This window comes from Brakhagea baltica, assembly GCF_052161605.1.
In the GTDB taxonomy this organism is placed as follows: Bacteria; Planctomycetota; Planctomycetia; order Pirellulales; family Pirellulaceae; genus JBKCUI01.
This window is the reverse complement of the sequence record NZ_CP197409.1, coordinates 5504127-5517976: the sequence shown is the minus strand read 5'-3', so window position 1 is coordinate 5517976 and position 13850 is coordinate 5504127. Positions and strand designations below refer to the sequence as shown.

Below are 13850 nucleotides of genomic sequence, written 5' to 3'. Positions count from 1 at the left end.
AGGCTAGAAGGGCCGGTCGAAAACCACTTAAGTCGCTATCTGGCCGCAGCTTAGAAAATAAAAGTATTTGCCACCCTTGAATTAGCTTAGCGAATACTGCCCCCTTGTTTGGGACCGTAACGGTTGTTGAACTCGTTGGGATCAAACGGGTCTTTCTTGTTCTTAGCGGCGGCGGACTGCTCCAGCCTCTCGATGGCTCGCTCCAGTCCCGCTAGCTCGTTGGCATCAACAAGTGGAGGTAGGCTTCCCGATTTGGCTGGTTTCGAAAGCCTAGCGTTCGGATCTTCTACACCAAGATCGTTTCGGAGGCTTAGTAGCAAGTCCTTGCGGCTAAGTGCCGAATCGCCCGGTGGGGTGAGTTCATCAACAGGTGGAACCTGCAACGTAGGTAGCCCGGGAGCCACCGTGGAGGTCATGGCAGGAGTGCCAGCCAACGCAACGGAGGCGGGCTGAACGCCAGCTAGAAACTGGCCCGACTGTAAAGATGCTGGTTCAATCGATCTGATCCAATGCTCAATTCGAGTAACGATCGCTTGGTCCGAGTCCTTCATTACGTTTAGGGCAGGGAGCCTCTGGATGCTGTGAGCGTTGGTGGCGTACGCTACAAGACGGCTGCTGCTAGGTTGCTTGGTGTCAACGTGTTTAAGGACATTGATCAAGTTCTTTATAGAGGTTTCGGCGGCACGTTCACCGATCGGCTGATAGATTTGGAAATCAGACTTTCCTGGCAACCCATGGCATCCTGACTGTCCACATCGTTGAACGAGAACGGGGGTGATCGATTGCTGAAAGGCTTTGCGAGCATAGCTCGGGATTTCATTGATTCGGATTTCTTCGTATTCGCTCACATCGGAGTTAGTCGCTAGGGCAGTTTGAACCTCATTTCCTGAATTCGAAGACTCGTAAGAAACGGTAACGGCTGTTTCCTCTTTGGGAACGATACCCAGTGCACGTTGTTGTTCGGCAAGATATCGTTGGACAGGTTCTGATCGGAGAATGGCAACCTTGATTTGGTGTTCTAGTTGCTTAAGTTTGGGTGAAGGTTCTGCGATCTTTGATAGCTCATGGAAGTGAAACAGGGCCTGCTCGATCAGTTCGTTCTGTACGCACCATTGCGTGATGTGCCAGTGCTCGTTTGCTCCCCAGCGACGAATGGAGCCCACCTGAAACTCGTAGAGTTCTAGCTTGGACCGACAGATATGAATCACGTTATCTTTCTTGACGTAGATCGTATTTCCTTTCTCCAGTTGTACGGCGATTTGGTCACCAATGGGATTGGTCACACCGTGCAGAACACCACCGTGGTCCAGCAGCAGAAAGGATTTTATCTCGGTTTCTTGAGCACAGGAGAGCCCGGAAATTGTTGACAGAAATGCCAAAACGAGGCATGAAAACCGAAAATAGTGCTCGCGACTACTGCTGAACGTCATAACTAGAGTCGCCATCTTGCCCATCCTTACACCCCGGAAACTAAAACGCCACCTTGATTGACTCATAGCAAAATCCACCTCACAAAATCAAGGTTGCCCGGTGTTCTAACCAAAATTCAATAATCGATGCCTTAGCCTTCCTTTTTGTTGCGACTCACTTCCGTTGCGTTATACTCCAAGTGTGGGACCGAGGTCTGATATCTTTTCTTGAAGGGAGCTCTAAGTATGAACAAATGCCTGCGTATGTGGATGGTGGCCCTCTCGTTTCTTGGTTTGGGAAGGTTGGTCCAGGCCCAGGAAAACGGTAATCGTTTTCAAGCCTTGCCATCCGAATCGATTGCGATCCTCTCAGTAGACCTCAACGCGGTCAAAGCGATTCCAGAACTACAGATGATTCCCTGGGAGATCATAAGCGTCGGCTCTCGCGAGCAACTAGGAATTGATATTCTGTTGGCCAACACGATCGATGTGGTCGTGGGGATGCCTGGGCCATCAGGCCCTGAATTCGCAGCTTCGATCATCGCTTCGACCGATGTTGATATCGAGGATCTGACGTTACCCGACCTCAAAGAAGCACAAGTATCACCGCGACGAGCCGACTTGCGATTTCGTGAAATGGAATATTCGCCGATACGATTCGCTCAGCAAACAAGCAAGCAGATGTTTTTCGGAACCGACGGTATGTTGCGAAGAATGCTCGCTGCCAAGAACTCTAAGTCAGCCGCCATCGACATCGCGAGCCAAACCACGGCGCCGGTGTTTGCGGTTATGTCGCTCTCGCCAATTCGACCTATTCTCATCGGACTTCTCGAAGACAACATGATGGACTTGCCGGAACCGTTTCTTGAACCACTCATGTCGCTCGTGGAGCATGTGGATGTGGTTCGGGTCTCCACGACTCCCGGCTTCAGTGCGAGCTTGGTGCTGGATCTATTCTCCGATTCCAAAGAGTCGATTGATTCTGTCGCATCGTCTCTGAACAGTATTGAGGCGATCGGCATGGATCTATTCGAGATGCAAATGCGTGACAACATGGCACGAGACCCGTCGGTTTCACCGGAAATGCTGGCGGCGGTTGATGCCTATGCTGAGAGAATCAAGTCCTTTGTTGGCGAAAGCCTTTGGACAAAGCACGATGACCGCCTCTCCCTTAGCGTCAACACGAACGGTACCTTAGCCATTGGTGTCGCAGTAGGTTTGTTGCTTCCTGCCGTTCAAGCTGCCAGGGCCGCTGCTCAACGCATGTCGAGCTCCAATAACGAAAAGCAAATCATGCTTGCCTTTCACAACTATGAATCAGCCTATCGACAACTGCCGAATCGGGCTTGGAAAAGGGATGCAGAAGGGAAGCCGCTTTTAAGCTGGAGAGTTGCTTTACTGCCGTTCCTGGAGGAATCGGATCTTTACCAACAGTTCAAGCTCGATGAGCCTTGGGATAGCCCTCACAATATCCAGCTTCTCGATAAGATGCCTCCCACCTATCGAAATCCACAGGTTCCCACCGAGAAAGGTTACACAACCTATTTGATGCCCTACGGTGCCGGTACCCCAGGTTCGGAAGAAGGCAAACTTACCTTCAGAATGTTTACAGATGGTTTGTCGAACACGATTGCCATCGTCGAGGTCGATTCAGAGTATTCCGTACCATGGACTGCCCCTGACGATATAAGCTTTGAAGAGCATGATCTAACTGATGCATTTCCACTTCAAGGAGCGAATGTCGGTTTATGGGACGGGTCGGTGCGATTCTTCTCGAGTTTTATCGATCTTGAGATCCTCGAAAAGATGCTAACCCACCGAGGTGGAGAGGTCGTCAACATTCCTTACGAGTGAGATAACGATTCACTTACTCGCCGAAGCGCCACGTGCAAAGGCGACGATATCGACTCTCTTTGCGCCCGCCGCTATCAGGGGCTTGGCTGCTTCGCTCGCAGTCGCCCCACTCGTTACGATATCGTCGACTAGCAATAAGGATTTATACTTTACAAAGTCAGGGAGCGTGCAAGCAAAGGAGTCGATAAGCGACTGCTGCCTTTCTTGGATGGTCTTCGTTCCTTGTTTGGCAGTCAGACGTGTACGTTTGAGAACATCATACCGCACTGGAGTGTCACACTGAGTCGCAATCATCTCGGCTAACACGTCAGCTTGGTTGTAGCGATGTGTCACACGACGATACCAATGTTGAGGGATGGGGAGCAATGCATCGTAGTGAACCATATTCGCGGTTTCGTTCAGCCATCTACCTATATGACAACCGATCTCTACCGTGAGTGGCTCATGGTTGGCGGATTTCATCCTCCGAGCTGCTTTGGCTGCCGGGCCCCGATAAGTACAAAGGCATATCGCCCTCTGAAAGTGCCAAGACTTCTTGCACAGATGGCACTTCTTTGGGTTGATTGCGACGGAGCGGGGGACTGGTGCACTGCACCGCTGGCAGCGGTTGTCGTCCGGAGCAAAGCTGAGCAAACAGTCTTGGCAGATCGCTTCCGAAAATGGATCCAAAAGAACCGTCTCACATACCTGACAGATACGAGGAAACAAGGCGTCCACTAAAGGGCGAACCGTACGAACCAATCGTTGCATGCTTAGGTTCATGATTGTCAACAAGTACTAAAAGTTCATCCACAAGCACTCGGTTTTGATCGGTTTGATTTTGGCCGAGCTGGCCTTATTATCAATTGAGATCTCTTCGCAACGCCAACCGAATCGAATCTCTGCCATTTTGTACATGGGATGCGGATAGCCGCTCAAAATAAATTTGCCTTGGATACTCCCCAAGGTCTCGATCAGCTCCAAGTGCTCGGCTTCGATCATTTCGTGCGAGTAAGCATTTTTCACTGCCCGGGTTTCTGACAAGTACGGTGGATCACAATAGAAAAAGGTATTGGGATCATCCTCGCGGCGAATCAATTTGGCCGCTTGTTCATTAAAAATGACGACTCGTCGTAAACGCTCGTGCGCCTCAGGCAACCCCTCGATCGCCGAGATCCACGACGACACTTGTTCATTCATGCCACGTCGTGTCCGGCTGCGGGACATGGTCGCGAATGCCTTCCCAAGCCCCTGTCTTGACTGTCGATACTGAACGAAGAATGCGACTGCCCTCGCGATTGGTTCTTCGCTCTGATCCGTGCAGGCCTCTTTCCAAACTGGCTCAGCAAACGGTGTCAGCGTTACCATACGTTCGAACTCGGGATAGAGTTCTTTGGACTGGAGGACTTTCCAGAAATTGATCAAGTCTCCATAGATATCGTTTACGACCTCGGAATGCTTCTCGATCAAAGGAGCCGACTTTCGGAACAAGACCGCTCCGCCGCCAAAAAATGGCTCCACATAATGAACGTGCTCCGGCATCAATTCCAGGATTCTTGATGCAAGATACGTTTTGCCCCCATGCCATTTGATGGGAGCAGATACTTCTTTTGCCATTTATTGCTTCTGAATATTGCTTCTAGGAATGCAGGCCCCGTAAATGGGCGTCGACCGATTGTGGCATGTGGGTCAAGTTATAGCCACCTTCCAGTAGTGAAACCAGCCGCCCATCGCAATGCGTTGCAGCCAATTCGCCGATCCAGCGTCCTGCGGTCTCAAAGTCCGATTCTTCCAGAGACAGACCGCCAACTGGATCCGCACGATGGGCATCAAAGCCGGCACTGAGCAGTAACAACTGAGGTTTAAACCGAGAGGCTAAAGCGTCGGTGGCATCCATTAATTTAGCGAGAAAGTCTTTGGCGCTCGTGCTAGCCTGAACAGGTATATTTTTCTTGGTTCCCACGGCGGCACCGCCTCCTTTTTCGTCGGCTCTACCTGTCCCGGGATAAAATGGGAAACGATGAATCGAAACAAAGGCCACGGTCGGGTCTTCCCAGAATGCATCCTGAGTTCCGTTTCCGTGGTGGATGTCCCAATCGACAATCAGAACTCGCTCCAGACCGAGGCTGCGCGCATGGCGAGCCGCGATGGCTACGTTGTTCAACAGACAGAACCCCATGGCATTATCGGGAACCGCATGATGTCCGGGTGGGCGAATGGCGCAAAACGCTTTAGTATCTTCCCCTCGGATCACTCGTTCGACGGCGTCGCAAGCTGCACCGGCTCCCCGCAAAGCGGCATTCCACGAGCGAGTCGACACGACCGTATCCGCTTCGATTCGCCCCGCATTGTCCTGGCACCATTTCTCAAGCTGGGTCAAGTAGGGCTCCGTGTGAATCCGCAGGCATTGGTCGGGGCTTGCAAGCTGCCATTCTGGCCTCGGACAACGTTCGAGCCAGCCGCTCTTGTCGAGCATTTCATTGACTCGAGTGATTCGCTCAATGCACTCGGGGTGAGCTCCTGTGTCATGCCCCTCGAAATCCTGGCTATGGTAAAGCAGCATCGATCTGGTTCCTGTAATGGGCCCATATTGGTGTGTAGGGAAATTTGGCATCGATCTTAAGCCAGGCCGCAGGAAATACCAGCCATGGTAGCTTCGCTGGGGGCCAGCCTCCTTTTAACCGTCTATTTTTCGCCCTGCATCTTTCGACACATTCTGCTTTTTGGATCGAAATAAACCCAAAGGGACAATTCTTCAACTTGGGTTCTCCAGCAGATTCAGGGAGGCCAGCACCGCGAGAGATTAGAGAGACGCAAGAGTTGTCTTGAAATCAGTTGACCATTGATCCTCTCGCGTTTCTCTAATCTCTAGCGGTGTGAATATCTGAAGGTGGGGGAAGCTCGCGTGGGGACAGAGCTTGTCTTCAAATCCTGCAATTCTATCAGATGCCCATCTGCGTTGTAAGCGGAACGCCGGGGCACTGCCCATCGATCAAGTGCTGTGTCCCTCGAATTTTAAACTAGAATTTTATAGTCAGAACAGGCGGTCTCCAGGGCGAATGGCCTCGTTACCTCGTCCACTACGAAGATGCAGAACTTCCCGTAGTGGCCGAGGCGACGAGGCCTGACCGCCTGGCACGAATCTGTTGGAGATTCACGCTTCACGCTTCAAACTGTGTGAAAGATAGTTCCAATAAATAGAAAACCCAGCAGCGATGATCTAGCGATGCCTTAGTCGCCTAGGCGATACAGCTCGAGCGTGTTACCGATCCGAGCGACGTGAATGGCCCCTAGTTGTTCGATGCGCAAATTGCGTTCGTCTGCCAGTGGCGAATGAGGCGGGAACCATTCCGTGACCAGCCACGCTCCCGAGCTTTGTTCTGAAGAAATAAGAGATTCCCACAATACGGTATCATCCGGATCGTCTGAGTAAAATGCGAGTGGTGTGATATCGCAACCTTGGGGTGCTGTTTTGCGCACGGCATGCGAAATGTAATGCGATAGAACCAAGATCTGAGGCTTGGAATCTTGAGCCAGGATAGTTTCTATCAAGAGTCGATAGTTTTCTCGATCGTAGCGTTCATTGTAGTTGCGATTGGCGATCGATAGACCGTTTATGGCGAGCAGGATTAACAAGGGTAGCCAAGCCTTGGGATGACATAACCGTTGACAACCTAGACACACCAAAAGTGCCGTGGGAGCGATCAAGCCCGCTAAGTAACGAGAAACGAAAGAAAACCCCAGCGTCAGAGATAAGCCGATGGCTATCAATGTGGTAATACTAAGCAAAATGAGCAGAACACTTGCTTCCCATTTTTTCTCACTAAGGATCGACGAAAGGATTAAACAGAAGGCTGCACCGAATGAAATGATTGCCCAGGGGCCAATCTGCAGCAAAGCTTGCTGCAAAGGCATCGATTGTAGCTCAATCGATGAGGGACCTACGCACCAGCCTTGTGCAAGTGACAGGTACAGATAGGCAACGGATGTTAGATCGACCGGGTTGACTACTTCCGGGGGAGGAGGATAGGCCAGATCGACCTGTAGGGCCCACAGAAATGGCAGCGAGAGCGCCCCACAGCCTATCGCAGCGATGAAAAAGCCTTTTGGAGAGAGTTTGTTTGAACGCTTGATCGTTAGCCAACCTAGAATGCCCCACAGTACAACAGCGAATAGAACGGCAAAGTAATGGGTTAGCAGGGCAAGGCTGGTACTGACCACGAAACCTAGCCACCGAGACGGCGTTGCATTCTGAACAAGCCTGAAAAAAGTCGCGCCCATCAGGGCGATCCCCAGAATATAGAGGGAATAGGAACGCAGTTGTTGAGCGTATTCCCATTGGCACGCAGAGAAGGCGAAAAAAGTAGCACCGGCGAGCCCGCCCGCAGCCCCCGCGATTTTGCGACCCGTCCAACCGATAACCAGCGTACCTAGGAGAGAGGTCAGCATGGGAAAGATTCTGGCAAGTGGTTCCCCTGTGACGAGGATCACCCCGCTCAGAAGCCATCGAAACAACGGGGGGAACCCATCTCCGTCAGCAGCGATAGTAAGTGGGTTAAGAGCCAGATTTCGCAATTCATAACACTCGTCGGCGGTAAAGGATTTATGCTGTAGCAAGCACGACAGTAGTATGGCTTGAAGAGCGACAATGCAGGCCAGAGCAGGCAAGAACGCTCGATCAGCTCTGGTCATGGTTCTTACTCGCATGGGCCAATGCAGAATCGTAGGCCGCCAGCAGTCCGTTCAGATTGGCCCGAGACGTATAGTTTTCCTCGAAGCAGTGTCGGGCTGCGACTCGCATTTGAGCGACCGCATCTTCCGTTAGCGTGAGAGCCTTGTGTATGGTTTGGCTCAGATCGGCAGAACTGTTGGGCTCAAAAAGAAAGCCCGTAATTTCATCGGTGATAATCTCAGCCGTTCCACCAATTCGCGAGCCGATAACGGGAGTCCCTTTAGCAAAGGCCTCGATGGTGGTACGACCAAAGGCCTCGTACCAAACCGAGGGCATGATAAGAAACTTAGCCTTGCCTACCAGATCCAACACTTCAGTTAGGGGGCGTTTTCCGAGCCATTCGATGCGACCATCGTTCGCTGCGGCAGCTTGAGCAAGCCCCGCCTCGGGGCCATCACCGATTACTTTTAGATTGGGAAAACACGGGTTCTGTTGCCAGGCTTTCAAGACAGTGGTGAGTCCTTTCTCGGGGGACAGACGCCCCACGAATACGAAACAGTCTTCATTCGACGCTTGAAATCCTGGATCGAAATTGAGGGTGTTCGGTTTGATCAAGATACGTTTGGGATCGATGCCAAACTCCACCATCTTACTTCGTGTTGTTTGAGAGGGCGTCAGAAAGGTATCAACGTTCTTGTTCCAAGTCTTTAAAAGTTTGTGGATGAAAATCGAGCTCGCCAGAGTGAGGCTACCGGCTAGGTTATCGCGATAACAACGATGTTGAACCGCAGCGATTGGCAGATGTGAATGCAAACAGGTTTCGCAGACTGTTCCATTGCGCAATAGGAATGCGTTGGCGCAGGCAAAACGATAGTTTTGAACCTCTTGCACGACCGCTACGCCGCGTTTCTTGGCAGCCCTTAGTACCGAGGGAGAAAGCAATGGAAACGTATTCATCGCATGCAAGATATCGGGCTGAAACGCATCGATTCGGCTACGGATGTATCGCGCTGCCTCTCGATTCCAAACCGTACCGAGCGCTACGCTTAGTTTGTTCTTGTGTTCGATCGAATCATTGTGAACGGAATGGGTTTCGACGATTACACCGTGCTCTTGAAGCACGCGGACTTCATCTTCAAAGCATTGGTCCTCTCCACCACGCTGTTGATAATAGTTATGAACAAGCAGAATTCGCATCAGCCTTTTCCTCGATGCATGGTTCTGGTGTTATTATCTACTGCTGTCGTAAGTTCCCGCTTGAGATAGGACCAGTAGCCACATACCCGACTCCACTTGCAGGCGGTGGCTATTGCTTCGTGCTGTTTGCCCCGAATCTGGTAAAGGATTTTTTTTGCGATGCTTGGCAATCCGGTCACGCCCGAACGAAGCAATGCAGATCCGACCGCAAACATTTTACCGTGAAGGTTTAAGTCCCGTCGACAGACGTGCCGACCATGTCGGTAGGCTATGAGTTGCAAGTAGTCCGCTTCAAGCCTTCGAGGGGCAATAATATGTTCAACGCAAGCGTCTGGTGTGTATTTGGCTCGAACACCAGCATCGAGCACTCGGTTAAAGAAATCGGTGTCTTCCCCGCCGTCGAGAACAGATTCGTCAAATCGCCCGACTTGAGCAAAGACGGAACGTGCGACCAAGACGTTTCCGGTGCATGGAAGGTGCTGTCTATGATAATCATGCGGATAGTCCAGAGAGATCTCCCCTAGTAGCATACGGGAGTACTCGGGAAGGGACGGAGGTGGTTCGGTGGTTTCGATGCGAAGCGCTCGGGGGCCACCGACACACAAAAGCTTCTCGGCTTGAGCTGTCTCGAATAAGCGTTTAAGCCAGTTCGGCGCAGCGAGTTGATCATCATCGAAGAAGGCAATCCAGTCTCCTCGTGACTCCTCAACGGCTCGATTTCTTGCGAAGGGAAGTCCCCCCTTCTCCTCAAAGAACCAGCGAACGGGAAATTGGGGAGATGAAAATGATATTGCAATATCGCGTGTGTCATCTGTTGAGCCATTATCGATCACGACAACTTCCGTTCGGAATGCGGTACATGGCTCGAGTTGACTTAAACTTTCCAGTGCACGTCGGAGTAGTGCAGATCGGTTGTAGGTGGCGATCGCAATGCTGATCAATGGGACGGTGGCGTCTTCGATTGTGCTAGTCATGGCTGATAGACTCCGCAGATTCTACGCGTCGTAGCTGCCACCACAGCATGATGGTCGTAATGACTGCCGATGCTGCGCTTCCGATAAAGATTGCAGTTGCAGCTCCGGTTAATCCATACGTCGGCAGTACGATCAAGGCCGCCCCGATCGAGACCACAAAATTCCCAAACTCTGCCCAGAAGTTGGCTACCGAGGATTGGAGCGCCGCCAGTCCATTGCTAGCCACGATGGCCAGGCTAAAGGCCAAGACGTTAATGCCCAGTATAAGAGTCACGTTTCCTTGCTCGGGATGATTGGTTCTGTAAACAAATCGCATCAAGGATTCACCGAGCAGAAAATAAACGAAACAAAGCCCCCCCAGAACAGTCAGGAATAGTGTTGCGTTCCGAGCAAGTTTTGTGCGCAGAGCCGCCGGACCACCATTATGGTATGCGTGCACCGTTGTCGGCTGAAAGTAATTATTCAAACCGGAGACAAAGACGGTCGAAATCCCGATGATGTTCATCGCCTTGGCAAAAAGGGCAGTTTCCGAATCTCCGAGCTGAAAGGCGATCATCCATGGGATGACCAGGTAGCTGGCGACACCAAAGAGTCGTCCAAAGAGGAGCCAACGAGAATACCGCCAGTTGTCCTGCCAGTCAGGCCGTATACGGTTAGGCAGAACATGGTACGACACCGGTTTGAGCAGGAACCATGCGACGATTGGAACCAGGCTGCTGGCGACCAAGGCGAGGGTGATGGATACTGCGTCTGTGCGTCCCAGGAAGAAGAGTGCAGACAAAAGACTGAGCTGGACGAGGCTTGCGACTGTGTCCAAGGAAAAGGCGACATTAACTTGGAATCTTGCGAAACTCACGTACCTCAAGTGATCGCGAAGCAGCAAACAGGGAAGCAAAAGGCATTGAGCCAAGAGGCCAGTACTGATCGTGGTGCTGCTAGCATTAAAATAGAAGAGGACGGCGGCTGAGGTTGCAGCCAATGACGAGACTAGTACGAAGACGCTGCTATGGCGAAGGCTGCTGCCTGTGTAGGACGTTTGATCGGTCTCGGCACGATGTATGAAGGCTCCGTAGGGGGCCGATATCAGGCGTTCTTGGGCGGAGCGGAGGTAGCTAATCGCTTGGCCGGCCAAGGCAATGGCGGCGAACACGCTGTCTTCGCAAAACATTGCCAGGAGAATAACGGTCGCGAAGTTGGTGATGCTAACGATTCCTTGATCGGCCAGGGCAATAAAGCCAGCCAATTGCGATCCGAAACGTTGTTGCAAAGATTCCCATCGACCGGGGGAGGAGCTCGCTCTATTCACGGGCTAGCCTCCCCGGACTTCTTCGATAGTGCCCTTTCATAGGTCTCGCGAGTTTGTTCGAGCCGCGAGTCCCACAGAAAAGACTTGGCTCGGGCTAGGCTCCCATCGGACAATCGTTTCCAAAGGTCGGGGGACGTCTGAAGTTGTGTGATCGCGTCCGCGAATGCTTGGATGGTGGTTGGCAGGTCGTGAACAGGTGTCAGAATTCCGCATGAGTCGTCGACGATGTCGGCGGCACCTTGGTGTCCGACCGTGATGACCGGGCAGCCGGCGGCCAGGGCTTCAAGGAGTCCGGTCCCGGATGTATCTCTAAGACTTGTAAATGCGAAAACGTCGGCCCAATCGTAGTAGGGAAGCGTTTCCAGGTAGGTCGGCCAAGGGATCCACTCGATTAGGCCGGCGATTCCGAGCGAACCAGCCAGTTGTTGCCACGGTCGTTGGCAGTTGCCGTCACCTAAGACGCGAAGCTGCACCGAATGTTTGTTTGGCAGCTTCGAGATGGCGTGAAGCAAAATGGGAAGGGCTTTCCAGCCACGGAGTCGCCCTGCCCAGAGAATTTTGAGCGGTTCATGAGGCTGGCGGGGGGGGCGGCTTTGTTCGCGGACCTTGGTGATTCCCGTCTCAAGCTCTTTCAAAACCTCGATGCCGAACGTCTGCTGAAAGGTCTCCTGGGCGGGGCTGGTAGCAGCCATGACAACCGCGCTTCTTCTGGCAGCCTTTTTGACTCGTGGGGTTGTGTTCAGTTGGAGCCAGTTGAGAATCGATCTGACTCGTTCGCGGCAACGGTCCTTTCTGTCTAGAAGCTTCGAAAAAGGTTCGGGGAAGATGTGGTTGCCCCCGATCGGTCCCCAGACATGAGGAACATCGAGTTGCCAGAGGAACCCGGGTTCACGGAAACCGCAGAGGGTAACCGTGTGGGTCAGATCAAAAGGGGCCGAAGCATACAATTGGGCCGCCGTACGAAAGGCCAACCGATGCCAGTGCTTGTAGGCCGCATAGAACATCGGTTCGAAGCCGAGCCATTTCTTGGCGATTTCGCTAGGGGAGACGGGCACGAATCGGACCATCTCTTTTAACTCGGCGGGCAAGACGGATGTCAACATCGAGTCGTCAAGGTCAGTGCTGCATGGGCAGTAAAGTACGGTGGTTTCGTATCCAGCTTGGGCAGCCAGGACCGCGCGGTGCCACCCGTTGCGATGCTCCATAGTTCCTCGCGGGTGGCAGCAGAAGGCCAGTATCAGAAGTTTTCGGGTTGGCGGGCTGTACTGCATTTGATGCGATCGATCGACTTCGGTGTCTACTTGATTCGTTTAGGTTCTCAGAAGGTGTCTCGTGTCCCCGCACCGCACTTTTTGGGGGTGCAGGGTTCTTTCTAGGGTATTTGCTCCAGCTCCTGGCGGTAAATCAAGCCCGTCAGCGTGGAGCGTTTTTAGCAAAACAGCACCTAGCTCGACGGTTCAATCCGAATTAACGTCACCACTCCAACCGGCAGGAAAGTGGATTCCCTGATGGTTCTTTGGTCATAAAAACTAGGTAAGTCCAAAAAAATGTTCCCACAGTGCACACCCCATAATGGGGGGTTGTGGCTGCGTGATGGGAACTTGGTAAGGGACGCTCCTAAGTTTTGGTTTGGGAAAGCCTTAGCGAATTTGGCTTCCGGGTGGGGATCGTTCCCGTTGAGACAGAAGTTGCGTCAAATTGACGCGACGCAGGGGGCTTTTTTGGTCGATGCTAGCAAAGCAAGAGCGATTCCGAGTGTTGCGAATTGCTTTCGGGGGCCTATACTCCGTGCCTTGTTGCTGTCAGCAGAGCTTATCTAATCCGCAAACTCACCCTGATTTAACACCCCTTAGATTCGACATCCTACGAAATGCGGTTTGGTACTCTGTCGGCAAAAAACACTACGGGCGTCCTTCCGATGGATGGTGGGACAGCGAAACGGACTTTGCGGCTCGGGTGCAAACTTTTACTAGTCCTTTACCTAAGGAAAGGGGTCCACGATGTTGCGGATTGCGGCATTGGTTGTGTTGGGAGTTGCGGGAGGCTTCGCAAGTGGAGCAGATAAGCCCGCTGACAAGAAGGAGGAGCCGGTCTCTTACGAGGTAGCTTATCAGCAAGCCCAGAGAGAGCGAAAGCCACTCGTAGTTTTGGTTGGTGCCGATTGGTGCCAAGCATGCAAGACGATGAAGACCGAAACCATCACCCCGATGAAGAATTCGGGGCAGTTGAAAGAGGTTGTCTACACCCAAGTAGACAAGGACAAGCATCCAGAGATCGCATCGCAAATTATGCAGGGAAACACCTTGCCACAAATTGTGGTATTCTGCGAGAGCGACAAAGGATGGAAAAAGTTCTCGCTCACGGGAATGCAGAGTGAGCGGCGGGTTAAGGAGCTACTGTCCCGTGCAATAGAAGTTCTGCCTCAGCGACGGTAGCGTAAACGGGATCGGATGGTACAA

At 52.2% G+C, this 13850-nt stretch carries 11 protein-coding genes; 2 read left to right on the top strand and 9 right to left on the bottom strand.

The annotated features are described in order from the left end of the window. Positions 1–86 precede the first annotated feature (86 nt). A complete protein-coding gene (locus SH449x_RS21450) occupies positions 87–1496 on the bottom strand; it encodes a hypothetical protein (RefSeq protein WP_482378125.1) in 1410 nt (469 codons plus the stop codon). A 159-nt stretch (positions 1497–1655) separates the two neighbouring features. On the opposite strand from SH449x_RS21450, the gene SH449x_RS21445 reads away from it, so the two are divergent. After that, a complete protein-coding gene (locus SH449x_RS21445; RefSeq protein WP_482378124.1) occupies positions 1656–3263 on the top strand; it encodes a DUF1559 family PulG-like putative transporter in 1608 nt (535 codons plus the stop codon). A 9-nt stretch (positions 3264–3272) separates the two neighbouring features. Here SH449x_RS21445 and SH449x_RS21440 read toward each other — a convergent pair whose 3' ends face one another. From SH449x_RS21440 to SH449x_RS21405, 8 genes are all read right to left on the bottom strand, one after another. Further along, the gene (locus tag SH449x_RS21440; protein WP_482378123.1) at positions 3273–4025 is read right to left on the bottom strand and encodes a ComF family protein; all 753 of its coding nucleotides are present in this window, start codon (positions 4023–4025) and stop codon (positions 3273–3275) included. Between the two features lie 15 nt (positions 4026–4040). Then, the gene (locus SH449x_RS21435) at positions 4041–4859 is read right to left on the bottom strand and encodes a DNA adenine methylase (protein WP_482378122.1); all 819 of its coding nucleotides are present in this window, start codon (positions 4857–4859) and stop codon (positions 4041–4043) included. Between the two features lie 22 nt (positions 4860–4881). Continuing rightward, positions 4882–5805 carry a histone deacetylase family protein gene (locus SH449x_RS21430; protein WP_482378121.1) on the bottom strand — a complete coding sequence of 308 codons (924 nt, stop codon included), beginning with the start codon at positions 5803–5805 and terminating at the stop codon, positions 4882–4884. Positions 5806–6473: 668 nt separating this feature from the next. Further along, positions 6474–7934 (bottom strand): glycosyltransferase family 39 protein, encoded by a 1461-nt coding sequence (locus SH449x_RS21425; protein ID WP_482378120.1) that lies wholly within the window; start codon positions 7932–7934, stop codon positions 6474–6476. Continuing rightward, a complete protein-coding gene (locus SH449x_RS21420; RefSeq protein WP_482378119.1) occupies positions 7921–9111 on the bottom strand; it encodes a glycosyltransferase in 1191 nt (396 codons plus the stop codon). The genes SH449x_RS21425 and SH449x_RS21420 overlap by 14 nt, the downstream gene beginning before the upstream one ends. Continuing rightward, positions 9111–10085, bottom strand: coding sequence for a glycosyltransferase family 2 protein (locus SH449x_RS21415; protein ID WP_482378118.1), 975 nt, complete (start codon positions 10083–10085; stop codon positions 9111–9113). The genes SH449x_RS21420 and SH449x_RS21415 overlap by 1 nt, the downstream gene beginning before the upstream one ends. Beyond that, entirely contained in the window at positions 10078–11391 is a 1314-nt protein-coding gene (locus tag SH449x_RS21410) for a hypothetical protein (protein WP_482378117.1), read from the bottom strand. The genes SH449x_RS21415 and SH449x_RS21410 overlap by 8 nt, the downstream gene beginning before the upstream one ends. Then, positions 11388–12494: a glycosyltransferase family 4 protein gene (locus SH449x_RS21405; RefSeq protein ID WP_482378116.1), complete on the bottom strand. Its 1107-nt coding sequence runs from the start codon at positions 12492–12494 to the stop codon at positions 11388–11390. Before SH449x_RS21405 ends, SH449x_RS21410 begins: the two co-directional genes overlap by 4 nt. An 897-nt stretch (positions 12495–13391) precedes the next feature. Here SH449x_RS21405 and SH449x_RS21400 point away from each other — a divergent pair. Then, positions 13392–13826 carry a thioredoxin family protein gene (locus tag SH449x_RS21400; RefSeq protein WP_482378115.1) on the top strand — a complete coding sequence of 145 codons (435 nt, stop codon included), beginning with the start codon at positions 13392–13394 and terminating at the stop codon, positions 13824–13826. The last annotated feature ends 24 nt before the right edge of the window (positions 13827–13850 follow it).

Bases quoted from the DNA above. Each gene is read 5' to 3' on its own strand.
- SH449x_RS21405 (WP_482378116.1), bottom strand. From the start codon at position 12,494: ATGTTGACATCCGTCTTGCCCGCCGAGTTAAAAGAGATGGTCCGATTC.
- SH449x_RS21415 (WP_482378118.1), bottom strand. From the start codon at position 10,085: ATGACTAGCACAATCGAAGACGCCACCGTCCCATTGATCAGCATTGCG.
- SH449x_RS21435 (WP_482378122.1), bottom strand. From the start codon at position 4,859: ATGGCAAAAGAAGTATCTGCTCCCATCAAATGGCATGGGGGCAAAACG.
- SH449x_RS21425 (WP_482378120.1), bottom strand. From the start codon at position 7,934: ATGACCAGAGCTGATCGAGCGTTCTTGCCTGCTCTGGCCTGCATTGTC.
- SH449x_RS21420 (WP_482378119.1), bottom strand. From the start codon at position 9,111: ATGCGAATTCTGCTTGTTCATAACTATTATCAACAGCGTGGTGGAGAG.
- SH449x_RS21450 (WP_482378125.1), bottom strand. From the start codon at position 1,496: ATGAGTCAATCAAGGTGGCGTTTTAGTTTCCGGGGTGTAAGGATGGGC.
- SH449x_RS21440 (WP_482378123.1), bottom strand. From the start codon at position 4,025: ATGAACCTAAGCATGCAACGATTGGTTCGTACGGTTCGCCCTTTAGTG.
- SH449x_RS21445 (WP_482378124.1), top strand. From the start codon at position 1,656: ATGAACAAATGCCTGCGTATGTGGATGGTGGCCCTCTCGTTTCTTGGT.
- SH449x_RS21430 (WP_482378121.1), bottom strand. From the start codon at position 5,805: ATGCTGCTTTACCATAGCCAGGATTTCGAGGGGCATGACACAGGAGCT.
- SH449x_RS21400 (WP_482378115.1), top strand. From the start codon at position 13,392: ATGTTGCGGATTGCGGCATTGGTTGTGTTGGGAGTTGCGGGAGGCTTC.